Here is a 22,239-nt window from a genome sequence, read left to right on the forward strand (position 1 = left end):
TAGTGAGTAGATCAGCCAAAACTTATGACGCAGGTCGTTTCTGTTTTTGTAACTGCCACATCCCCATCATAAACAACACCATCGCCGACCAAACGAGAATAAATGTGACTAACCTGGCTTGAGGGAAATGCTCATCTAACACGTAGACCCCAATCAAAAATTGTATGGTCGGATTGATATACATAATAAAACCGACAATAGATAAATTGATGCGACGAGTGGCCATGGCAAATAAAACCAAAGGTAATGCCGTCAGAAAACCAGAGCTAATGAGCAAAACGGTCGTCGTTGTATCTTCGCCGAATTGTAATATCGATTCTGTTGAATTTGACTGCCAGCCAATCCACAACAAAACAAAAGGCATTAACCACAACGCTTCGATGGTTAATCCATTTATCCCATCAATCGGGTGCACCTTACGTATCAGTCCATAGAATGCAAAAGCAAATGAGAGCACCACGCCTACCCACGGTAAACTGCCAAACGACCACAACTCCCAGAGCACGGCTAGAAAAGCAATGCCCCCAGCTATGGCCTGTAAAGGATGCAGCGACTCTTTTAGCAAAAGCCTCCCCATCAATAAACTTACTAGAGGCATGATGAAGTAACCTAAACTGGCTTCAAGCACACGATGCTGCCCAACGGCCCAGATATAGACCAACCAGTTAATCGCAATAAACACCGCTGAGCCACCAAGCCAGAGTAAGGTCGTTTTATTGTGTAACGCTTCCCATAAATGCTTGCCACGTCTTAAGGCCAGGCCCACGGTCAAAGTCGCTACCAGTGACCAGGTAATCCGATGCGCCGTAACTTCAATCGGTGACACGTGACTCAGGAAACTGAAAAAGAGAGGAAAAAGCCCCCAGATGGTATAAGCCAGAACGGCTAAGATTAAACCTTGCATGGTGTTCTCAGAAATTTAAACACATATGGTATCAGTGGCGCTTGTTACCATAAATACTATTATTAATATATCCACATCCTCATTGGCAAAATGAGGGCTGACCTTACTGATACTGATAAACCGATAAGACTATCTTGCCGTTATTCACTACAATATTTTCAGCGAGGAGCCTCTGTAATTGCTCCCGATATTTCTCACTTCCCTCTGGAAAAGAAGAACGCCCCTGAGCATTGACAACGCGGTGCCAGGGCAAATGTGTGTCTGGTGGAAGTTTTTTAAGAACGGTACCTACGTAGCGGGCATACCCCGGGTAACCACAACTGATTGCAATTTGCCCATAGGTCATGACTTGACCATAAGGAATAGCATCAACCATTTGCCATATCATTTTATCGAGCTCATCCATCAGAATATTTTTTGATTATCCTCATACGTTTGCTTATCCAAGCAGACTGGAAGTGATATTTATGGCTAGACTATGAAGCCGAAAAATGTGATAAATTTCACATTAGCTGGATAGCTAATTTACACCAAACTTAAGACAAGGATGACTTCAGTGAAACTCTTTTTAAGCCTATTTTGTTTATTCTTTTTTATTTCCACAGCCAATGCTTACACCCTCTCTCCCGGTCCGATAAAAAAGTGGGGCGACCCCACATTGGGTACCGGGGCAACGATTAGTTATAGCTTCATGCTGGGTGGTGAAGAATGTGACCAAGCGGTTTGCTCTCCACTAAACAGTTTTATGCCCACGGGTTTTCAGCAAGAAATTAAAAAAGCCTTTAATGCCTGGAGCAGTGTCGCTAACCTCAATTTTATTGAAGTAGCAGATGATGGTGCTAACTTTAATACACTCACAACATCAGGTGATATTCGAATTGGAGGTGAAGCGATTGATGGCCCGAGCGGGGTATTAGCGCATGCCTTTTATCCAGATACCCACTGGTATTTCTCTGCAGGTGGTGATCTGCATTTTGATAGTGCAGAAACATGGAGTATCAATAGCCTCATAGATGGTATCAGTATTTTCTGGGTAGCTTTACATGAAATCGGGCACTCACTTGGACTGGGACACTCCGAGGCATCTAAATCAGTAATGGGACCTTTTTATAATCCCTCATTGACCGGCCTTCAAGCTGACGATATCGCCGGTATTCAATACCTTTATGGCGCTAATATCTCAGCCGTCCCCATACCCGCTGCATTCTGGTTATTACTGTCTGGTTTGATCGGCTTGATACGTCTTCGTCGACACTGATAACCACAATATGACTAGCTTAAACACATCTTGCATGTGTTTAAGCCTAAACAGGTCAGCCTGATTCAGACTGACCTGTTTTCGATTATTGACAGCTGACTTGATAGCCATCTTTCACGCGGTTAAAGCTGTAAGTATTGTCGTTACCTTTCTGTTCATAATTCAGCTCGTCATCAGCTAATTCAAGATTCTCATAATGAATTTGCTTACCAATCTGATCAGAGGGGCCACCATTCATATCCTGAAAAGCAGCAATGACCGTGTGCATTTCGTCCCCTTCCATCTTCCATTGGCCACGCTCTTTTTGAACCCATGACAGATTTTCGCCATCACAGACTAGAAATAATGCCGCATAACTTTGATCAGGCTCACGTTTGACTAACCATTTCATGGTTTCACCATCATGTTGGGTTTCGGCATACCAGGTGCCAATTAAATCATCGAATGTCACATCTGCAACAGCCACACTTGATACGGATAAACCAGCCAACACGGCATACAACATTGGTTTTAATTTCATGGGAATCAACCTCCTTAGATGTCTACATAGGTATAGGAGGACTCATTACTCAAACAAGATTCAGAACACCCACCTAACTCATCCGATAACACTAATCTCGCTGCTCATGCAGAACAAGACATCCTAGTGATAATTGGGATTGACTCCTAGATCGTTAATGCAGCGTTATCGCAAAAGCCCTGTTTTTCAATATCAGCTTGCTGCAAAAACAGAACTTTTTTACTGTCTTTTCAGGAGATGGAAATGACTTTCAAGTCAGAGCAAAGCGGTCAATCATTACCGACTGAGCAATTTAGGCATGTCTAAGGAAAAAGACATAGAGATCTTAACAATCAATAAGATAGGAAATACATTCAGAAAAGAATCCCGCCTATCAAAGCAGAGTGATAGCTAAATATTCGGATATAAATTGTTTGAGGAAGGCTTTTCATATTAACACTAAATATCCAGTTGTGAAGTGGTAGTACGTTTATAGGGATGACATTGGCAAAATAATCTTTATTCACTCTTTGCATCAGTGATTTCTTGCACCATAATCAACCTCAGGTCTCCAACTAACCAAAGAGGATCTCGAACCAATGATCAAACGTCCCGCCGAAGGTAAACGTCTGTTTATTCTGGACACCAATGTATTGATGCATGACCCAACGGCTTTATTCCGTTTTGATGAGCATGATATCTACTTACCCATGGTTGTATTAGAAGAACTCGATCGTGGTAAAAAAGGCTTATCTGAAGTCTCCCGTAATGTACGCCAGGTCAGTCGGTTCCTCGATGATTTATTACTGCAGGCTGAAGATAATGAAGCCATTACCAAAGGCATTCCTCTACCCAGCGTGAACAGTGGTGATATGCCTAATGCCAGCGGTCGTCTGTTTTTCCAGACCACCCAAATGGAGCAGGAATTACCTAAAGAACTCCCCAGCCATCAGGGCGATAACGCTATTTTGAGTGTGGCGATTGCCTTACAGGCAGCCATTAAAGATCACACCATTATTCTGGTTTCAAAAGATATCAACTTACGGATTAAAGCCACCGTTTTAGGTATCTGTGCCGAAGACTATTACAACGATAAAGTGCTGGATGATGTGGATCTGCTCTATCGCGGTGCCAGCGAGCTCAATGCGGATTTCTGGGATGATTTGAATCGTCTGGAATCATGGACAGCGGATGGGCAGACCTTCTATGAAGTTGAAGGCGATGTGGTTAAAGACTGGTATCCGAACCAGCTTATTTACTCTCCAGGTGAAGATCATAATATTGAAGCCGTGGTGCGTTCCGTCACTGAAACCAGTGCAGATATTCAACTCATTAACGATTACCGCAAAGATAATCATGCCATCTGGGGCATTACCGCCCGTAATCGCGAACAGAATTTCGCACTGAATTTATTAATGGATCCTGAAGTGGATTTTGTCAGCTTATTGGGTCAGGCCGGTACTGGTAAAACCTTACTGACATTAGCAGCAGCCTTAACGCAGACTGTCGAACACAAGCGCTACAGTGAAATTATCATGACACGGGTTACCGTGCCTGTCGGTGAAGATATCGGTTTCTTACCAGGCACCGAAGAAGAAAAAATGACCCCTTGGATGGGCGCATTAATGGATAACCTTGAGGTATTAAATAAAACAGAAGGTGGCGAATGGGGTCGTCAGGCCACTAACGATTTATTACAGCGATGGATTAAAATCCGTTCGCTCAACTTTATGCGCGGCCGCACCTTCCTGAATCGCTTTTTAATCATCGATGAAGCGCAAAACTTAACCTCGAAACAGATGAAAACATTGATTACGCGTGCCGGTCCAGGTACCAAAATTGTCTGTTTAGGTAACATCGCTCAAATTGATACACCGTACCTGAGCGAAACAACATCTGGCCTGACCTATGTGGTTGATCACTTTAAATATTGGCAGCACAGTGGTCACATTACGCTGCTCCGTGGTGAGCGTTCAAGACTGGCTGATTACGCCTCTGAAAACCTTTAATGCTGGCAACTTAGTCTGAACATGATATAAAGAATCTTATATTCAGGCCGATTAAGTGACATTAAGCTTTTAAGGATAACGGTAGAGAGTGATGCAACATCCAGGTTCAGACAGACGTGAGTTTTTTCGAATCAATGACTCGGTAGTCATTGAGTACAAACCTGTGGAAAAAACGCACGTCGGTGAAGTCGCCAAACGTATTTCACAATCATCAGAAAGTGATGGTGATTCTGAACGGGCTCAGCTTCGTACGATGCAAAACGTGTTTTCACACTTATTAGACCAAATCAGTCAGCATGATCGTGAAATTGCACGTGCACTGCGCTTATTAGATGACAAAGTCAACCTGATTGCACAACGTATTGAACGTCACAATAATCCTATCAATCCTGACAAGCTGACAGACGTAAACTTGAGTGGGGGTGGTGTTGCCTTATTGGTCGCTACCCCTATCAAGCCAAGAGATTATGTTGAACTCTTTATGCAGCTAAAACCCTCAGCCAGCACTATTCACACTCTGGCAACGGTGATTGGCTGTGACAAAATCGAACAAGCACCGGCTGAAACACCTTATTTATTGCGTATGGCCTTCACTCATATGGATGAAATGGATCGTAATGTGCTCATTCGTCATACATTAAAACGTCAGGCAGAACGTCTACGCGAAGGTGAACTCACAGGCGCCATGACCCTTATCGAGTCTTGATATAGCTGTAATACAGCAACGGAATGACCAATAAGGTTAATAAAGTCGACACCAGAATTCCGAATAATAAGGCAATAGCCAAACCATTAAATATAGGGTCATCGAGAATAAATACCGCCCCTACCATCGCAGCCAGCGCAGTCAGAATAATAGGCTTAGCACGGGTTGCAGCAGCGGCAATTACTGCCTTCTCAGCCGTGATGCCTTCAGCCATCGCCTGACGGATAAAATCGACTAACAAAATAGAGTTACGCACGATAATCCCTGCCATTGCAATCATGCCAATCATCGATGTTGCTGTAAAAGGTGCGCCTAATAAAGCATGCCCAGGCATGACGCCAATCACGGTCAGCGGAATCGGCACCATAATAATCAACGGCAATAAATAAGATCGAAACTGCGCCACAATCAGCAGATAAATCAGAATAATGCCTACGGCATAGGCTAATCCCATATCACGAAACGTCTCATAGGTAATTTGCCATTCCCCGTCCCATTTCAATGAATCTTGTAAGGCCAGACTCGGTACTGAAACCAAATATTGCTGAATCGGTATATTCTCTAATTGCTGATACACCGAAAACATGCCATACAAGGGACTATCGACCTTGCCAGCCATATCCGCTGTCACGTAAGTCACGGCTTGTAAGTCCTTATGATAAAGCGTTTGTTGATGTTCCTCCTCCACCACATTGACGACATCAGCTAAACGAATCAGCTCACCTTGTTGATTGATGAGCTTCATATTCAATACAGCATCAAGGTTCGCTTTATCCTTGATTGCCCATTGCAATCGCAATGGTATGGCATATTTCACATTATCATCATGCAGATACCCAACATCCTCGCCAGCCAGGACCAACTGAATAGCTTCAACAATCTGCTGCTGAGTCAAGCCAAACAAGCTCGCTTTATTTCTATCCACATGAATGATTTGTCTGTCGGCTTTCGCTTCAATGCTGCTATCAATATCGACAATGCCATCAGTTTGCTCAAACACCTTAACAAGTTGTGATGCCTGATTTTGTCGCTGTTGTTCACTCAAGCCATACAACTCCGCCACAATGGGTGATAACACAGGTGGCCCCGCCGGCACTTCAACGACCTTGATACGCGCGTCCCATTTCCTAGCAATCACTGTTAGTGGTTCTCTTAGCTTCAGTGCTAAAGAATGGCTATGTTCATCACGCTGATGTTTATCTCTGAGGTTGATTTGAATATCTGCCTGATGCCAGCCTTCACGTAAATAATACTGACGCACCAGACCATTAAAATTAATCGGCGAAGCTGTGCCGACATAGGCCTGATAATCAGTCACATCGTCAACGGTCGACAGATAATCTGTCAACGCACGGGTGACTGCTGCTGTTTTTTCTAATGGCGAGCCTTCAGGCATATCAATCACAATCTGCACTTCAGACTTATTATCAAACGGCAGCATTTTCAGAATGACCAGTTTCATTGCTGCCAGACCAACAGACACAATAACCAGCAAAATAAGTCCACCCCACAGTAATTTTCGGCGGCGGGCAGCATGTTCATGTAATAGAAAGGGGCTCAAAACACGCTGAAAAACCGCGTCATATTGGGACTCGGCAACTTGCTCATGCTTGGCCGAACGAGAATGTGAAAGCATCTTCAACACCATCCATGGTGTCACGACATAGGCCACCATTAATGACAGCAGCATGCCCATGCTGGCATTAATCGGAATCGGGCTCATATACGGGCCCATCAAACCGCTGACAAAGGCCATGGGTAATAAGGCGGCGATCACGGCTAAAGTCGCCAATATTGTTGGCTGCCCCACCTCATCGACAGCGACTGGAATCGCTTGTTTTAAGCTTAATTTTTCTTGTTGAATATGACGATGAATATTCTCCACCACCACAATCGCATCATCTACCAGAATGCCAATAGAAAAAATTAAGGCGAACAACGACACCCGATTTAAAGTAAAACCCCATGCCCACGAAGCAAATAACATCAGTAATAAGGTAATCACCACCGCTACGCCAACGATAATAGCCTCTCGCCAGCCGAGTGCAAATAACACCAATAAAACCACAGCTACCGTGACAAAAATTAGTTTATGGATCAGCGTATCAGCCTTTTGATCCGCCGTTTCGCCATAATTACGCGTCACGGTCACCTGCACATCATCCGCAATCATCACGCCTTTTAATGCTGTTACCTGCTGCAGAACCGCATTGGCAATATCGGCGGCATTGGTTCCTGGCTGTTTGGCAATGGCAATGGTGACAGCATCATATTCACCCTGAGCTTTTATCTGTTTGTCTGCTGCCGCTGGCCCCGTACCAAACCAGACATATTGACGGGGTTGTTCTGGACCAAGATAAATATCAGCCACATCCGTTAAATACACCGCTTGGTCATTAAAGACACCGACAATGAGTGATTTCAGCGTGTCAGCTGAAACGATAAACTGACCTGCCTGAACACTTGTCATTTGATTATTTTGTACCGTCGTCCCGGCTTCGACCGATTGGTTTGCGGCTTCCAAAGCCAAACTCAGGCTATGACTATCCATGTGATAGGCCGCCATAGCCTCTGGATCTAAGGTGATATTCACTACGGTATCAGCACCGCCAACAGTATAAATATCCCGTGTTCCATCAACCCGCTTCAGTTCTACTTCCAAGGACTGAGCTAACTGTTTTAACTGACTGGAATCCTGCTGGCCTTCACGCCATAGAGTGAGTGTCAGAATCGGCACATCATCAATGCCTTTGGGTTTAATAATGGGTTGGGACACACCTAAGTTTTTTGGCAGCCAATCCATATTGGAATAGATTTTATTGTATAAACGCACAATCGCATCGGTACGGTTCTCGCCTACTTCAAACTGTGCAGTGATGATAGCCAGCCCTGGCTTCGATACTGAATACACATGTTTCAGGCCAGAAATTTCACTCACCACCTGCTCCGCCGGAGTCGCTATCAGACTTTCCACTTCCTTGGCTGACGCACCAGGGTAAGCAATGAAAATATCTGCCATGGTGACATCAATCTGCGGCTCTTCTTCACGCGGCGTTACCATCAATGCAAACACCCCCAGCAATAAAGCCAGCAATGCCATTAGCGGTGTCAGTGCATTGTCCTGAAATAAGGCGGCAATACGGCCGGATATTCCCAATGTTGGCTTAAGATCAGTCATGTTGTTGCTGCAAATACACTAAAGCCCTATCTGGCTGAGTCATCACTTGTTCTCCGGCATCGATACCGGATAAGACTTCAACCCAGCCATCCTCATATTCCATCCCAACTCTGACTTGTCTGAATACAAGCTGTTGCTTCGCGAGCACATAAACCCCATCCACTTCAGACCGTTTTACCAAGGCCTGTTTTGGAATCACGAGTACCGGCTGCTCACGGCCATAAGCGATGACTTTTGTCGTCATGCCAGGGAAAATATCATTGATATTTTGTGGTAAATCCAAACGGATATGAAAACTGTGAGTCTGTGGATCTGCTGCTGGAATGAAGGTTTTATCAAGCTGTGTTAAATGCTCGCCTGAAGGTAAAAGCACATCCAGCTTGGCCGCCATCACCTCTGTTAATTGTTTCTGTGGCACGGAAAAAACCACACGCAAATCATTCAGTGACAGGCCTGACATTAAGCGCTGGCCCGGTGTTGCCATTTCACCCACTTCAATCCAGCGCTTGGTCATCACACCAGCATAAGGTGCCCGGACTTCGGTATATGACAGCTCAACTTTAGCCTGCTCGACTTCCGCTTGGCGGGCTTTAATTTGAGCATTTAATACATTGACCCGCGCCGCTGTCGCTGCTTTATCGGCTTCGGCTTTATCAAGCGCAGAACGTGTCACTTGTTTGCGTTGGTATAAATCACTGATTCGTTTGGCTTCCGCTGCGGCTTCAGTATATCTGGCCTGTACTTCTTTTAACTGAGCTTGTTCAGCCAGCAGGTTCGCTTCTGCTTGCCATAAACGGGTTTTAATTTCTTCGTCGTTAAAACGTAAAATCAGCTCGCCCTTTTCTACCCGGTCATTCACGTCATAAAAAATCTCAGCCACTTGCGCAGAAACACGCGACGAAACAGTTGCCTGATTGATAGCTTCAACACTGCCATCATAAGTCCACTGTCGAGCATAGTTTTTATAGACCGCTTCGGTATGGGGCAGCCCCTCCGCGTTAATATTAAAACTGGCTGACAACAGCAATGTGATAAAAGCGGTCCACCTTAATAATGACTGTTCCATGGTGTTCTCAATAACTATATTAGCATTTGCTAATTTACAGTCATCTGCTTTGATTGTCTATACTGGCGTTTTATTCAAACCGGAATTCTTACTCAATGCGGTACCCGACTTTATACAGCTTTCGTCGTTGTCCTTACGCTATGCGAGCCAGGTTAGCGCTCGCTGCCAGCGGTATTAAAACCGAACTTCGCGAAGTGGTATTAAAAGATAAACCTGCAGAATTATTAGCTATTTCCCCAAAAGGGACTGTCCCCGTTCTACAGACCGAGACCGGCAAAGTCATCGACGAAAGTATCGACATTATGCGTTGGGCACTGGAAAAGCGAGACCCCGAGGAGTGGTATCAAACGCTCACACATCAACAAAAACAGCACTGTGACGAACTGATTGCCAATAATGATGGTGAGTTTAAGTATTATCTCGATCGCTATAAATATGCTGACCGATACCCGGAATACCCAGAGCTGTATTACCGTGAGCAAGGTGAAAAAACCTTACAAAAACTGGAATCCTTATTGGCAAAAAATGGTTGCCTGCTCACTGAAAAATGGACGATGGCAGACATTGCACTGTTGCCTTTTATCCGTCAGTTCGCATTTGTTGATAAAGACTGGTTCGAACAATCACCCTATCCCCTCGTCAGAGACTGGCTGAGTGAGTTTTTACACAGTGATTTGTTTGCCAATGTCATGGTGAAATATGAACAGTGGCATGCTGAACAAGCAGAAATTCTTTTTCCATAACGATATAAAACCAGACCAGACTCAGGTAGCGTGTTGTGAGCATCTACTTCTTTTTGATTAAGCCTTCTGAATAATTGTTGCCACGCCATCATGTCGATTTAATAGCCTCTGTGTTTATACACAAATAATACGGAGACAAGATATGAAATATTTTCAGCAAGCGATAAAAGATCCACAACCTTCAATGGGTGTTGATGGAGTAGATGCAACACTTGGTGATACAGTCACTTCAGACAGCAAAGATAAAACAATCTGTGCTGGGTTCTTTCATCTCAACAAAGGTGATAAACCACTGGTTTACACTTACGATTATGAAGAAATGAAGCTTATCGCTGAAGGTGAATTTATCATCAGTGATGAATCTGGCAAAGAAGTTCACGCCAAAGTCGGCGACGTATTTTATTTCGGTAATGGTGAAACCATTACATTTTCAACACCATCCAGAGGTGTCGGCTTTTTTGTAGGCCAACGTAAACCACTGTAAACGATCACGTTCAGATGGTTCACCAACCGGTAGGCAACTCGCTTACCGGTTTTATTTATTCTGGTGTCGCCAGACAGCAGCCTCAAGTCGACTGGTTAGATTGAGCTTACGCAGAATATTCTTGATATGCACTTTCACTGTGGTATCGCTAATCCCCAGTTTTCTGGCGATATTTTTATTATTCATCCCTTCCGCTAAACAATCCAGAATTTCTGTCTCACGCTCCGTCAAGCTCACATCTGAGGCCGTACTTTTTTTGTCCGGATCAATCAGCGCTTTTTTGAGTACATCGGTCATACTGTCTTGTAACACGGTAGTCCCAAGTGTGGCTTTCACCAGGTTCGAGCGTAGGTCCTCAGGCTCCATATCTTTCAATAAGTAACCGTCTGCACCCGATTTCAACGCTTCCAATAAATCTTCTTCTGCATCAGAAACGGTCAATACCACATAGCGTGATTTCAGATCTGTCTGTTTGAGTCTTCTTAAGGTTTCCAGCCCATCAATACCTTTCATATTCAAGTCCAGCAAAACCAGATCCGGCGTGAGTTTTAACGCTAACTCTATGCCTTCCAGTCCCGATGCGGCCTCACCAACCACCTCAAAATCAGGCTCATCAGAAATAATCTGACTGACGCCTTTCCTAAACAGAGGATGATCATCAATAATCAATATTCTTATTTTAGTCTGCATAGTTCTCTCTTAATTTTATAATCCGTTATTCAGCCAGTTTGGGTAGAAACTTGAGACGCACCCGAGTGCCGCCATGTCGTCTCGACATCACATCAATTTCTCCCCCCAGGGTCTGTGCCCTTTCTTTCATTATCGCCTGACCATGATGGTCATAAGTGGATGAAAGTTTACTAAAGCCCACTCCATCATCGTCTATTGTTAACTCTAATTCACCACTACTCGTCACCAACATCAATATGGAGACATTTTTTGCTCCGGAATGGCGTACGATATTAGATAAAGCCTCACGAACCACATGAAGAATATGAAACTCCTCATTCACTGTCAGCCGGCAATTGACCAGCCGATTGTCTAATGTAATCGTCAGACTCGATCGCTGTGAAAACTCGTCAATCGTCGCCTGTATGGCATAACCCAGCCCTCGCAAGTCCATATGCACCCGGAAGGTAGTTAATAGCTCTCTTAATTCGCGATAGGCGTTATCCAGACCTTCCCTCAGTTCTGTGGTGACCTCACGCTGTTTATCATCAATCACATTGGATTGTAATCTGGCCATTTGTATTTTCATAAATGACAATGATTGCGCCAGCGAATCATGTAATTCCCGAGCAATGGCGGCACGCTCTTCCAGAACAGCAAGGCGGCGGCCTTCTTCATCGTGACTCTGAAACTTGGTCACCATGCTGAGTAAATTCGCCGTAATTTCCAGCACTTTAATTTCAGAATCCTCAAGAAAGCGTCCTTTATGCATTTCTACCAATAAGATACCAACCGCATTTCCACTACCGGTAAAACTCAACCCCAAGCACTCCACTTCTTCAGACTCGATATTCAACTCAAGAAATGCCGCCGTCCCGGATGTCAGTAACTCATCAAACACCCTCTCAGAAATAGGGTTAGGTTTATGATGAGAGTAAAGGATTTGTTCGGCGGATATCACCGCAGCATCATCGGTATAAATTAGTGCGGTATTGGTAAACCCCATGGTACGCTCCAGGGAGTACAGCATTTTCAGCAGTGTTTTTTCACTCAACACATCTTCTGATACGGTCTCAATAAATCGTAATAAAAATGCCTGTGCACGCGTTAATACACGAATATGTTCACTGGTACGGTGAGCCCAGGCCACTTCTGATTCATAGCTCTCCATTTTGGCTGATAGCTCAGACACTCTGTGTTCAAGTACAGCAAACTCATCTTCCACATCGAGTTCAGTGTTTTCACCGTTTTTGGTGTAAATAAACGCCAGCAATCTATCCAGTCTTTCGACCAGCACTCTTCGAACACTGAGCACTAATAACAAAATACAACTCAGCACAAATACCAGGCTAATTGACTCCAGAAGTGTCAGTACCGCCCTTTTAATCTCAATATCCTTGTAGAGGGCCTGTTCCAGCTTTTTGTAGGCATCAGCCAAACGACTTGCGCCCCTTAATTGCACAGCAGCACGCAAATTTAGCGTCGCCATTTCATCAAAGTTTGCCTGTTCAGTTTCGATAACTTTTACAGCTTCGGCGATATCTTCATTCTTCTGTCGTAGCATCCAAGCTACCGCAGGATCGTGTGTGTCGAGAAAGTTTGACTGCATATCATGGAATAATTCTTGTGCCCGCTCGCTGCTTTTCATCTCCATATGAACTAATTGATTTTCCCAATAAAACTTCTGCTCATTGACCTTGGCTAGAGCTATTTGAACAGAAGGCATATAATCGAGGAGAAAGAAAATTCCAGCCTGCATTAATGAAAAAGTCGCAGCAATACATATCAATAGCACGACCCACTTTGCATACAAAGTGCGGCGAGAAAAAATAGTAAAAATTTGGCTGAGTCGATGTTTCAATTTCATTATGTGACACACATTTGATGACAAGGCAGGCACAAAAATAAGGGTCGAATAATGAATATCATTTTATTCAGTCTAATTATGCTGAGCAGTATGTTTGTGTTGGTACTGGGCTTTTGGTGGGACAGTACCGCCCCATTCAAAGTACACATCTCAACTATTGCTGCCGTACTCGCCATGTTTTTATCCGCCACTTTAGCTATGACGCTTTACCCGAAGTTAAAACGTCGCTTCCAATCCGAGCAATCGCCCATCGCCTTTGATGATGCTGCCTGGGGCCAAGATTTATCCAGTAAACTCTCCACCCCCGCCGCCGTCATAGATGGTTATAACATTAAATTTGCTAACAATGCCTTTTTAAAAGAGCTGGGTATGAATGGTATGCGCGATATGATCACCGACTTACCTCTTACCAACCTGATTCATCCCAGTTCACACCAACAAATGACAGACTTTTTAGGTCGTCAGCATAATAAGCGTTCCAACGAAACCATGATGCTAAGAATGCTGTATGTGGATGGAACAACTATTCCAGCACAAATTTCGCTGTCACCACTTAATTCTGTCCAGCAGGATGGTCAATTCCTATTACAGTTTACGACCACTACCTCATCAGAACCTACCTCAAATAAGCTGGATATCGACCATACTTATCGCTATCTGATTGATCGGCTCGAACAAATCGTGTTTCAAATCAATGTCGATCAAAAAATTATTTTTCTTAATCCGGCCTGGGAGCATGTACTTGACTACACGTCAGAAGAAAGCATGCAGCAGACCTTGTTTCAATTCATTCATCCGGAAGATCTGCCTCTGGCAGAAGCCAGGATAAATGCCTTAACTGAGGGCAAACGTCATCACAGCCAGTTTGAGTTACGACTTATCGCTAAGAATGGTCGTTCACAATGGTTTGAAATGCGTGCCACCACGACCTCTCATCTTAAAAGTGAACGAACCAGCGTATTAGGTACACTCACCGATATTAGCCGTATCAAGCAAACCTCAGCTGAGCTTAAAGCCAGTGCCCGCATTGCAAACGATATGATCATGTCAAATTTACCCTGCATGTTATATCGGTGTAAAAATGACCGTAACTGGACATTTGATTTTGTCAGTGAAGGCTGTTTCGAACTGACAGAATATCCTCCTTATGAAATCACCAATTCCATCCATTTCAATTGTTACAGACTTATTCACCCAGACGACCAGGCACGCGTATGGGAATATGTACAACAACAACTTAGTGAACAGAAGAACTTTCAGATAATTTACAGAATTCAAACCCAAAGTAATAAAGTGAAGTGGGTACTGGAAAGAGGTAAAGGCGTCTTCTCGGGTACAGATGAGCTATTAACCATCGAAGGCATCATTATCGATATCAGTCATTGTAATTATCACGCCATGATGGAAGGCTTAGAGCAGCTCATTTCAGAGCAATAACAGAGAGCCGTCCATGACCCTCTGCTGCCGCTTATGAAACTGTTAAAACGATCGTGAGATGTAACCTATAAACTGACTATCACCACGGTTATCACCATCTACACCTGTCCACCAGTCTTTGTCTGCATCGGTATCAGTGTAATTGATGCCTACTGTCCAGCCTTCAGACTGACCGATCGTCAGATCTTTACTCAGGCCAATCAAATAATCCGTGTAGTTAAAGTCACTGTAGTTTTTGACATCTAAGTGCCCCACATGCAGATCCAAATTGATTTCCCAAGGTAATTGATAGGCAAAATTCAACTCGATATATTCAGTGCCTTTGGTATCACCATTGGCATAACCATCAATACCCGCTGACTTGTTATTCACCCCACCCCAATCGGTTAATGTTCGGCTGTATTTAGCCGTAAACCATTTCCAGGATGCCGCGATATAAGCCTCAGTAGTGTCAATATTTTCGCCGTTATACTTTTTGTGATCAGGGTAATAAAACTGCAGCAAGCCAACGTCAATGCCAATATCGTCCGTCAGTTGATGGTAATAACCACCATAAAAATCCACTTCAAGACTATTACCAGAATTGTCGTCTTCTTCTAGTGTCGAGCCCCAGATACCAGCATAAAGCCCGTTATCATGTGCATAGTCAAAACCACCCTGTAATGCAGGTCTCTCATCACTATAAGTAATGCCACGAAATACATATTGGCTAAAAATTCCAACGTTGGAACTAAAACTATGTGGTGATGCTTCCTCTGCCAGGGTATTGCTCGCTGAAAACATTGATGTTGCCGCCGTTGCCACCATCAAAACTGTTTTTTTCATCTTGCTTTCCTTTAAACCTAAGTGATTACCCCTAAACTTAATCCCTTATTCTGGATGAGTACCTTCTCCAATATCTGCCCCATCATCCATCGGTGCCAACCAATCAATAACGAGCTGGCGATAATTAGTTAACCCTTTATATTCAGCCAAATCAGGATGCAGATTGGTCAACACACGATGTAAACGTTTAGCCCAGCGTGGATAAGTAGCAATATCACGCACACTGATAAGATAGCCACGAATACCAAAGGTAATGGCATTGCTTCTGGGTAAGCGGAATAAGGTCTGTAATTCAACACGCAGAAACACTTTATCTGCCACATTATTCGCCGTGACAGAAACGTTGTCCGGTCCCCATATAGGATAATTCTCTGGTGAAGTATCTAAGCGTGGATTGACTGTCATCGTCCAGTTCAGACGACGGACCGGGCTACCATATTGCAAATGTAATAGATATTTTAATGCCCGTTCAAAAATGCCCATTTCATTGGCCTGTGGAACTGGACCATGCCATTCTTTAAACGACATCCCAGCGTCAAATGCCAGTGACCAATCTGCCTGACTGGTGACCATGCCCATATCAGCAAATAAATCTTCATCACGCTGATCCATCACGACCCAGTCGCCTTGAAGCTGACGACTAATAAATTCGAACGGCTCCATAGGTAAGGTCGAGAGATCACCAAACACAAATTTTTGATCAATGTCTAATGGCTTATTCACCCAATGCCAGTTATCGCCATCTCTGCTCAGTTGGAAATGCTCTGGAAAGTCTTTCGCTAAAGACTCCATGCCTAACTCCAACATATCCCACTGTGCATCCATCATGTGTGGCAAAGCAATACATCTGTCAGGGTCATCAGCCAGAGTAATACGGCGGTCTTCGCACTCGGCCAGATAATGCTCGTCGAGATCGATTACATTCTCAAATACTGAGCCTGGAGCCCCTTTGGTATGTTGTTCGATATTGACGCTATACATATATTCGTCTTTATCAAACGGAAAAGGAAAACGACGAATCGCTTCGGGTGAGTTGGTAAACGTATAGTCATCCCGAAATGTTTCATTTTTAAATGCCATATTCATAATTCATATCCTCACAAATTCACTACAAGTCGGGTACATTTCGCACGAGACACACAAGGCATAATCTTATTACCAGCGGCTTTTTCAGCATCACTGAGATAATGGTCGTGATGTAATAAAGCACCGTCAGTTTCAAGCACATCTAACTCACAACGACCGCAAGCACCACCACGACATAGGAAAGGCGCATCCACTCCGGCTTCTTCCATCGCTTCCAACATGCTCATATCACCCGGGACAACGATCTCTTTCGCTGACTGATTCAGAACAACGGTGAATTCATCACCAACCGGTGGAGCTAAAAACTGCTCACTATGAACATGATTACTGGGCCAGCCTAAATATTTTGCTGTCAGCAGCATCATTTTCACCATTGGTTCAGGACCACAAACATAAGCATGCGTACCTAATGGTTGCTGGCCGAGTAAGTCCCCAAAATCAATGCGAGTGCCATCACCTTCCACATAAAAATGCACGCGGTCACCACATAATTCTTCCAGTTGTTCACGAAAAGCCGCATGCTCAGAAGAACGATAGGCATAATGCAGCTCGTAGTCTGCGCCTAAACGATTCAAGTCAGCGATTTGGGACATAAAGGGCGTAATTCCAATACCACCAGCGACTAAAATATGTTTTTTGCCAAGACGGTTGATGGCAAACAAATTCACCGGATATGTAATGGTTAATTTCGTTCCAGGTTTGACCTGATCATGCATAAACACGGAACCACCACGAGATTTATCCTGACGTCGAACAGCAATCTGATAACTGTCGGTATTGGCAGGCGAACTCATCAGCGAATAAGGATTACGATGCGTGCGTCCATTAATGTCCATTGATACAACAACGTGGCTACCACCTGAGAATTTCGGTAAAGCTTCACCGTTATCCTGTACAAAGGTAAACCGCTTTACCACATCAGTGATTTGCTCCACTTTTTCCACGGTCACATTTAAAACACTCATGGGTACATCTCCTCAACTTCAGGAATATTGCCGGGTTCTTCTGCATCTACCATTAGCCCCATATAGGCGCCCAAACGACGGGAAAAATGATCCCTGACAAAGAGATGACGTCCACAGCCAGGACAGGTGTAAACATTGTGATGCACTTCAGGATCGATCGTTTTGCAATGCACGCAATAGACAGGACGAGCCAGACTGCCGCACTGCTCTTTCATGACATTTTTGTCATCCACACCTGCTGATTTCAGTATCTGAGATGCTGCCCAGATGAAATCCTCATTACCCGCAATATAAAACTGTGTGCCCATGACACAGTCATCAAGCGTGGCCGATACGGCTGACAATACGCCTTCTTTATCATCAAGAATCTGCAGACCTTCATCCACCAACTTACTGATAATGTCACGATAAGAACGCTGTGCACGCTCATCATCGGCAAATAACACTTTGATTGGTTGTTTTGGCGTCATCATCTGAAATAGCTTCAATACACCAACACCACCTTCAGCATGAGCAATCACGACATGATCAGTAGCATGATCTTTCCAAATCAACGGATCGTACAAAGGCTTACTTCTAATTCTGTAACCTCTTTCCATTGTCATTTCCTCTTCTTAAATCTGAATAACGGTATAGCCTGTTTCTATATGAACGGCTTATTTAGGATGGGTACGCATACGCATTGGATCGTAAAAAGGCATTTTGACAATGTTGGCTTTGACAGGCTTGTCAGAATCAATCGTCACAGCCGTTCCCAGTTGTGAATATTGAGGTTTGATGTGGGCCATAGCGATGGACTTCATCAGATATTGACTGTAGATGGCACTGGTGATGACACCGACTTCCTTGCCGTCAATAAGTAATTTCGCACCTATCTCAACAGCCTGATTTGTCATGCATTCCAGGCCTATTTGTTTAAAGCGCTCTCTGCCTTTAAGTTTCAGCACAGCATCTTTACCGATGTAATCACCAGGTTTATCCAGATCAACACACCAGTCCATATTGACTTCCCACGGAGTGGTATCGCCTTCAGGCATATCAAATGGGAAGAAAAGTAAGGCCGCTTCGACACGAGTCAGGTCGAGTGAGTCCCATGATGCCGGAATAGCACCAAATGGCTGACCTTTCTCTAGAATCATATCCCACAGATACACAGCATCGGCAGCAGAACAGTAAACTTCATAACCCCGCTCACCGGAGTAACCGCCACGCGCAATAACAACGTCACGACCAAATAGCGTGGTGTTGATATGTTTGAAATAGGGTAATTGGGCCAAATCGAAATCCAGCTCAGGGTCGAGAATATCGATAGAGCGTGGGCCTTGGAGTGACAGGATATGCACGTCATAGTCCTGCTCAACCGTCACATCTTCGCCTTTGGCAAGTTCAGCTAATGTTTGCTGAGTGGCCCCGCTACCATGCGATAAACGGTAATGTTCTTTATCATCACAGATAACCATGATGTCATCGACCAGTGCCCCTTCCTCATTGACTTCACCAGCAAGTCGAGAAGTACCGGGCTCAAGTTTAGTCACATCAATTGTCACTAACTTGTCGAGAATTTTTAATGCCGCAGGCCCAGAAACATTAACAATGTTGAGGCCAGATACGTCATATAAACCTGCCCGGGTACGGACAGCTACAACCTCATCGTTAACATCAGTATGGTAGCTCCATGGAATGGGCATGCCATTCCATGTTTCGCCATCCAGTGTACAACCCAGCTCTCTATGTCGAACATTGAGAACTGAGTTACGGGTAATAGTGTCTTTGGGCAGTGGATTATTCATGGTCTAACTCCGGTTACATAGAACGAATTCAATGTAAAAAACTTACCGAAATCAGCGGCGTATAAAAATTCTCATGATGGAGTACTCCTTAGTGGGTAAAAACCACCAGAATATCTACTCGTCTACCTGAACAACCTCTTGATATGAAAAATATTTATTAGAGAATAATTACTCTGTATGAAGTGTTTTTAACGTCTGAATCATCTCAATAATCACCAAAGCCGCTTCACGACCTTTAATGATCATCCGATCTTTCGCTTGTTCTTCGTTTTCTGTAGTCAAAATCGCATTCGCCAGCGGAATACCTGTACCAATCTGGATATCCGTACAAGCACGAGCAGACTCATTGGCCACAATCTCAAAATGATAGGTCTCGCCACGAATGATACAACCTAATGCCACCAGACCATCACAGTTACCTTTTAATGCCAGCTCATGCATGACCATCGGTATTTCCAATGCCCCCGGCACAGACAATACCTGAATGTCCTGTTCCTGAACGTTACTGGCTTTTAACTGATCCACGCAGGCATTTAACAGCGCCGTGCAAATCTCAGAATTAAACCGCGAGACAACGATACCTACCCGAAAGCCATTACCATCGATATCGTCACGAACACCTGCCCCATGTATATCTGCCAAATCTGTTTCCTCATATAAATAAATAGCATCGGGGCAATCAGACACCCACTTGATGCTGGATAAAATAACGTTATTCAAAGTCTGTGCGCAATGCTTCTTCAATCTTAAAGCGATGCATCACCATACTTCGTACATGTTTTATTCCTGCCGTATATGGAATTGAACTGGAAATCCTCAGCGCTTCACAGTAACAACTAGCGCCTATTAGCTTGACAGATTGCCCTACCCGACATGAGGTTGGCAACCAGTCTGAGTCAGCAATCAGATAAAAACATAGTAAGGTATCTCAGGCATGACATCGCGTGACGTTATATCTATGAGCATTTTTATGAGTATTGGCAACGCTATTTTCAGTTCCACAGCCCCTCTCAACAATTACTTAGAGGACTTACTTGCTAGGTCGTACAAATCTCAGAGGGAGCTGCTTTCTAGGGAGTATAACCAACGATAAGTTAGACCTTGATACTTTGGAAATATATTTCTACTGGTCCGCATACCCGACAATAAAAACATTCCTATAGTTATTTAATTAATTGATTAAGTTGATAAAAGTTGTAATGATGGGTGAAGATAAAACTGATAAACAGAGACTAGATCCTGTTTAGTTTTTTTGGATAACCGAGGGAGTGTGCTAACAATATGATGTTTAGTGAAAAAATTAATTTATATCCACAGAACATACAGTTAGGCCGATAAAAGCTCTATGGAAGATTTTGGTACGCGGAGTCAGGAAAGTATTGAAGTGCGACAGGCTGCTGAAGGAGTCATTGAAAGGGTCTATCTCGCCGTCCAGCAGCTTTGCACTGGTCAAGGTGATGTTTGAAAACGCCTGCATACAGCAGTATTGACGCTGCTTCCACTTCAGGAAAAAGAGTTTCCCGAAGAGTTGAGGGGTGACTATAGGTGGGTTATAGCTGAATCAACAAAATATAAATCGGAAATACCTCAATTTCGAGGAGATTTAGAAGCAACAATGCGAAGAATAAAGAACTCAACCGGGCAAAAAATCGCCAAGAGAATTTTTCATATATATTCAAAGCTTCAGGATATCCGTGGGTTTCCTTTACTTGAATATAGGAATCCAAATGAATAAACCTAACAATAGGTGGCAGTCAGATCTAGTTTTCGCCCCTTTCTCACTACAAATGGTCCGCTACTGCAATCAGAGTACTGAGTAATGGGAGGGGTATGTAAGCTATGTGAAAAAAATGATAATTTGAAGGAAAGTCATTTTATTCCGAAATTCGTAGGAAAATGGATAAAGCAGACCTCTGTTACGGGATATATTCGTGAGAAAAACCAACTCCACAAACGAGCACAAGATATAGCTAAAGAGTATTGGCTTTGTGGAGCTTGCGAACAACTGTTCTCTGGGTGGGAGCGTGAATTTGCAAACAAGGTTTTTTATCCGTTTGTGAATGAGGGTAAATCGGTAGCGAACTACGATAATTGGATGTCTAAGTTTTGTGCTTCTCTTAGCTGGAGAACATTGACTTATATTAGAAGTAAAAACTCAAAAGACGAGAATGATCAGGAGCGTAAGGAACTACTTGATGCAGTTCAGGAGCACCTTAGGAAGTATTTGCTTGGGGAAACTGATAACTTAAATCAGTATGAGCAACATTTGTTTCCGTTAGAGAAAATTGAATCAACAGATAGTCATGAGCTACCACCAAGTATTAACCGGTATTTTCTAAGAATAATGGGCATGGATATCGTTGGAAATAGCATGGATCATTATATTTTTACTAAGCTTCCGTCATTTATGCTTCTTGGTGTGATCAAAGCTAAAAATGTAAAACTGATGAGGTCTAGCCGTATTGCGATTAAATCAGGAATTCTTTCACCTAGAGATTATAGATGGCCAGATGGCCTTGCAAGTTACATATTCGAAAAGGCTGACGAAATTACCAAGTTGCATCGAAGCATACCTCAAAAACACCTAGATAGTTTCGATAAGTACATTCAAGAAAACCCTGAAAAGGTAATAAAGTCTAAGCAATTCCAGGCTTTTTTAGATGATTATGAGAGGTTTGGTGATGATGTATTCAACTAACATACTTGTATGCGTTCAAGGCGCCAGCCAACTTGATAAGGTTAATTAATCGGAG

Annotated in this window: 20 protein-coding genes; 7 read left to right on the forward strand and 13 right to left on the reverse strand. The window is 43.6% G+C overall.

Annotated features, from left to right (window positions below; genetic code table 11):
- Positions 1–22: 22 nt before the first annotated feature.
- A complete protein-coding gene (gene rarD, locus B3014_RS01005) occupies positions 23–904 on the reverse strand; it encodes an EamA family transporter RarD (protein WP_289243177.1) in 882 nt (293 codons plus the stop codon).
- A gap of 103 nt (positions 905–1,007) precedes the next feature.
- The gene (locus tag B3014_RS01010; RefSeq protein ID WP_289243176.1) at positions 1,008–1,310 is read right to left on the reverse strand and encodes an MGMT family protein; all 303 of its coding nucleotides are present in this window, start codon (positions 1,308–1,310) and stop codon (positions 1,008–1,010) included.
- Positions 1,311–1,460: 150 nt separating this feature from the next.
- Between B3014_RS01010 and B3014_RS01015 the strand changes: the two genes are divergently transcribed.
- A complete protein-coding gene (locus B3014_RS01015) occupies positions 1,461–2,162 on the forward strand; it encodes a matrixin family metalloprotease (RefSeq protein ID WP_289243175.1) in 702 nt (233 codons plus the stop codon).
- An 85-nt stretch (positions 2,163–2,247) separates the two neighbouring features.
- Here the strand turns inward: B3014_RS01015 and B3014_RS01020 are convergent, their stop codons facing one another.
- Positions 2,248–2,682, reverse strand: a complete 435-nt coding sequence (locus B3014_RS01020) for a hypothetical protein (RefSeq protein ID WP_289243174.1) — start codon at positions 2,680–2,682, stop codon at positions 2,248–2,250.
- Between the two features lie 578 nt (positions 2,683–3,260).
- Between B3014_RS01020 and B3014_RS01025 the strand changes: the two genes are divergently transcribed.
- A complete protein-coding gene (locus B3014_RS01025) occupies positions 3,261–4,670 on the forward strand; it encodes a PhoH family protein (RefSeq protein WP_286303902.1) in 1,410 nt (469 codons plus the stop codon).
- A gap of 91 nt (positions 4,671–4,761) precedes the next feature.
- Positions 4,762–5,376 (forward strand): PilZ domain-containing protein, encoded by a 615-nt coding sequence (locus tag B3014_RS01030; protein WP_286306111.1) that lies wholly within the window; start codon positions 4,762–4,764, stop codon positions 5,374–5,376.
- Here the strand turns inward: B3014_RS01030 and B3014_RS01035 are convergent.
- Both B3014_RS01035 and B3014_RS01040 read right to left on the reverse strand, forming a co-directional pair.
- The gene (locus tag B3014_RS01035; protein WP_289243173.1) at positions 5,363–8,554 is read right to left on the reverse strand and encodes an efflux RND transporter permease subunit; all 3,192 of its coding nucleotides are present in this window, start codon (positions 8,552–8,554) and stop codon (positions 5,363–5,365) included. The genes B3014_RS01030 and B3014_RS01035 overlap by 14 nt on opposite strands.
- Complete coding sequence (locus B3014_RS01040; protein WP_289243172.1) at positions 8,547–9,620, reverse strand: efflux RND transporter periplasmic adaptor subunit; 1,074 nt, start codon at positions 9,618–9,620, stop codon at positions 8,547–8,549. The genes B3014_RS01035 and B3014_RS01040 overlap by 8 nt, the downstream gene beginning before the upstream one ends.
- Before the next feature lie 95 nt (positions 9,621–9,715).
- On the opposite strand from B3014_RS01040, the gene B3014_RS01045 reads away from it, so the two are divergent.
- Both B3014_RS01045 and B3014_RS01050 read left to right on the forward strand, forming a co-directional pair.
- The gene (locus tag B3014_RS01045; protein WP_289243171.1) at positions 9,716–10,363 is read left to right on the forward strand and encodes a glutathione S-transferase; all 648 of its coding nucleotides are present in this window, start codon (positions 9,716–9,718) and stop codon (positions 10,361–10,363) included.
- A 142-nt stretch (positions 10,364–10,505) separates the two neighbouring features.
- On the forward strand, positions 10,506–10,847 hold the full coding sequence (locus B3014_RS01050; protein ID WP_289243170.1) for a cupin domain-containing protein: 342 nt from the start codon (positions 10,506–10,508) through the stop codon (positions 10,845–10,847).
- Positions 10,848–10,898: 51 nt separating this feature from the next.
- Here B3014_RS01050 and narL read toward each other — a convergent pair whose 3' ends face one another.
- Positions 10,899–11,537 (reverse strand): two-component system response regulator NarL, encoded by a 639-nt coding sequence (gene narL / locus B3014_RS01055; RefSeq protein ID WP_289243169.1) that lies wholly within the window; start codon positions 11,535–11,537, stop codon positions 10,899–10,901.
- A gap of 25 nt (positions 11,538–11,562) precedes the next feature.
- Positions 11,563–13,383: a histidine kinase gene (locus B3014_RS01060; protein ID WP_289243168.1), complete on the reverse strand. Its 1,821-nt coding sequence runs from the start codon at positions 13,381–13,383 to the stop codon at positions 11,563–11,565.
- Between the two features lie 51 nt (positions 13,384–13,434).
- Here B3014_RS01060 and B3014_RS01065 point away from each other — a divergent pair, with 51 nt between their 5' ends.
- A complete protein-coding gene (locus B3014_RS01065; RefSeq protein ID WP_289243167.1) occupies positions 13,435–14,820 on the forward strand; it encodes a PAS domain-containing protein in 1,386 nt (461 codons plus the stop codon).
- A 42-nt stretch (positions 14,821–14,862) separates the two neighbouring features.
- On the opposite strand, the gene B3014_RS01070 is transcribed toward B3014_RS01065, so the two are convergent.
- The 6 genes from B3014_RS01070 to ribH all read right to left on the reverse strand — a co-directional run bounded on the left by B3014_RS01070 (position 14,863) and on the right by ribH (position 20,128).
- A complete protein-coding gene (locus B3014_RS01070) occupies positions 14,863–15,645 on the reverse strand; it encodes a TorF family putative porin (protein WP_289243166.1) in 783 nt (260 codons plus the stop codon).
- A 45-nt stretch (positions 15,646–15,690) separates the two neighbouring features.
- Positions 15,691–16,731, reverse strand: coding sequence for a heme-dependent oxidative N-demethylase family protein (locus B3014_RS01075; protein WP_289243165.1), 1,041 nt, complete (start codon positions 16,729–16,731; stop codon positions 15,691–15,693).
- An 11-nt stretch (positions 16,732–16,742) separates the two neighbouring features.
- Positions 16,743–17,696 carry a PDR/VanB family oxidoreductase gene (locus B3014_RS01080; protein ID WP_289243164.1) on the reverse strand — a complete coding sequence of 318 codons (954 nt, stop codon included), beginning with the start codon at positions 17,694–17,696 and terminating at the stop codon, positions 16,743–16,745.
- Positions 17,693–18,295, reverse strand: a complete 603-nt coding sequence (locus tag B3014_RS01085) for a dimethylamine monooxygenase subunit DmmA family protein (RefSeq protein ID WP_289243163.1) — start codon at positions 18,293–18,295, stop codon at positions 17,693–17,695. Before B3014_RS01085 ends, B3014_RS01080 begins: the two co-directional genes overlap by 4 nt.
- A 57-nt stretch (positions 18,296–18,352) precedes the next feature.
- A complete protein-coding gene (locus tag B3014_RS01090; RefSeq protein ID WP_289243162.1) occupies positions 18,353–19,486 on the reverse strand; it encodes an aminomethyltransferase family protein in 1,134 nt (377 codons plus the stop codon).
- A 168-nt stretch (positions 19,487–19,654) separates the two neighbouring features.
- The gene (gene ribH, locus B3014_RS01095) at positions 19,655–20,128 is read right to left on the reverse strand and encodes a 6,7-dimethyl-8-ribityllumazine synthase (RefSeq protein ID WP_289243161.1); all 474 of its coding nucleotides are present in this window, start codon (positions 20,126–20,128) and stop codon (positions 19,655–19,657) included.
- A 1,177-nt stretch (positions 20,129–21,305) separates the two neighbouring features.
- On the opposite strand from ribH, the gene B3014_RS01100 reads away from it, so the two are divergent.
- Positions 21,306–22,184, forward strand: coding sequence for a hypothetical protein (locus tag B3014_RS01100; protein ID WP_289243160.1), 879 nt, complete (start codon positions 21,306–21,308; stop codon positions 22,182–22,184).
- Positions 22,185–22,239: the final 55 nt, after the last annotated feature.

Source organism: Methylophaga sp. UBA678 (assembly GCF_002299105.1).
GTDB classification, from domain to species: domain Bacteria; phylum Pseudomonadota; class Gammaproteobacteria; order Nitrosococcales; family Methylophagaceae; genus Methylophaga; species Methylophaga marina.

What these genes read in the sequence shown, in the direction of transcription:
- rarD (WP_289243177.1), bottom strand. Translation starts at nt 904, where the DNA reads ATGCAAGGTTTAATCTTAGCCGTTCTGGCTTATACCATCTGGGGGCTT.
- B3014_RS01010 (WP_289243176.1), bottom strand. Translation starts at nt 1,310, where the DNA reads ATGGATGAGCTCGATAAAATGATATGGCAAATGGTTGATGCTATTCCT.
- B3014_RS01020 (WP_289243174.1), bottom strand. Translation starts at nt 2,682, where the DNA reads ATGAAATTAAAACCAATGTTGTATGCCGTGTTGGCTGGTTTATCCGTA.
- B3014_RS01025 (WP_286303902.1), top strand. Translation starts at nt 3,261, where the DNA reads ATGATCAAACGTCCCGCCGAAGGTAAACGTCTGTTTATTCTGGACACC.
- B3014_RS01030 (WP_286306111.1), top strand. Translation starts at nt 4,762, where the DNA reads ATGCAACATCCAGGTTCAGACAGACGTGAGTTTTTTCGAATCAATGAC.
- B3014_RS01035 (WP_289243173.1), bottom strand. Translation starts at nt 8,554, where the DNA reads ATGACTGATCTTAAGCCAACATTGGGAATATCCGGCCGTATTGCCGCC.
- B3014_RS01040 (WP_289243172.1), bottom strand. Translation starts at nt 9,620, where the DNA reads ATGGAACAGTCATTATTAAGGTGGACCGCTTTTATCACATTGCTGTTG.
- B3014_RS01045 (WP_289243171.1), top strand. Translation starts at nt 9,716, where the DNA reads ATGCGGTACCCGACTTTATACAGCTTTCGTCGTTGTCCTTACGCTATG.
- B3014_RS01050 (WP_289243170.1), top strand. Translation starts at nt 10,506, where the DNA reads ATGAAATATTTTCAGCAAGCGATAAAAGATCCACAACCTTCAATGGGT.
- narL (WP_289243169.1), bottom strand. Translation starts at nt 11,537, where the DNA reads ATGCAGACTAAAATAAGAATATTGATTATTGATGATCATCCTCTGTTT.
- B3014_RS01060 (WP_289243168.1), bottom strand. Translation starts at nt 13,383, where the DNA reads ATGAAATTGAAACATCGACTCAGCCAAATTTTTACTATTTTTTCTCGC.
- B3014_RS01065 (WP_289243167.1), top strand. Translation starts at nt 13,435, where the DNA reads ATGAATATCATTTTATTCAGTCTAATTATGCTGAGCAGTATGTTTGTG.
- B3014_RS01070 (WP_289243166.1), bottom strand. Translation starts at nt 15,645, where the DNA reads ATGAAAAAAACAGTTTTGATGGTGGCAACGGCGGCAACATCAATGTTT.
- B3014_RS01075 (WP_289243165.1), bottom strand. Translation starts at nt 16,731, where the DNA reads ATGAATATGGCATTTAAAAATGAAACATTTCGGGATGACTATACGTTT.
- B3014_RS01080 (WP_289243164.1), bottom strand. Translation starts at nt 17,696, where the DNA reads ATGAGTGTTTTAAATGTGACCGTGGAAAAAGTGGAGCAAATCACTGAT.
- B3014_RS01085 (WP_289243163.1), bottom strand. Translation starts at nt 18,295, where the DNA reads ATGGAAAGAGGTTACAGAATTAGAAGTAAGCCTTTGTACGATCCGTTG.
- B3014_RS01090 (WP_289243162.1), bottom strand. Translation starts at nt 19,486, where the DNA reads ATGAATAATCCACTGCCCAAAGACACTATTACCCGTAACTCAGTTCTC.
- B3014_RS01100 (WP_289243160.1), top strand. Translation starts at nt 21,306, where the DNA reads ATGGGAGGGGTATGTAAGCTATGTGAAAAAAATGATAATTTGAAGGAA.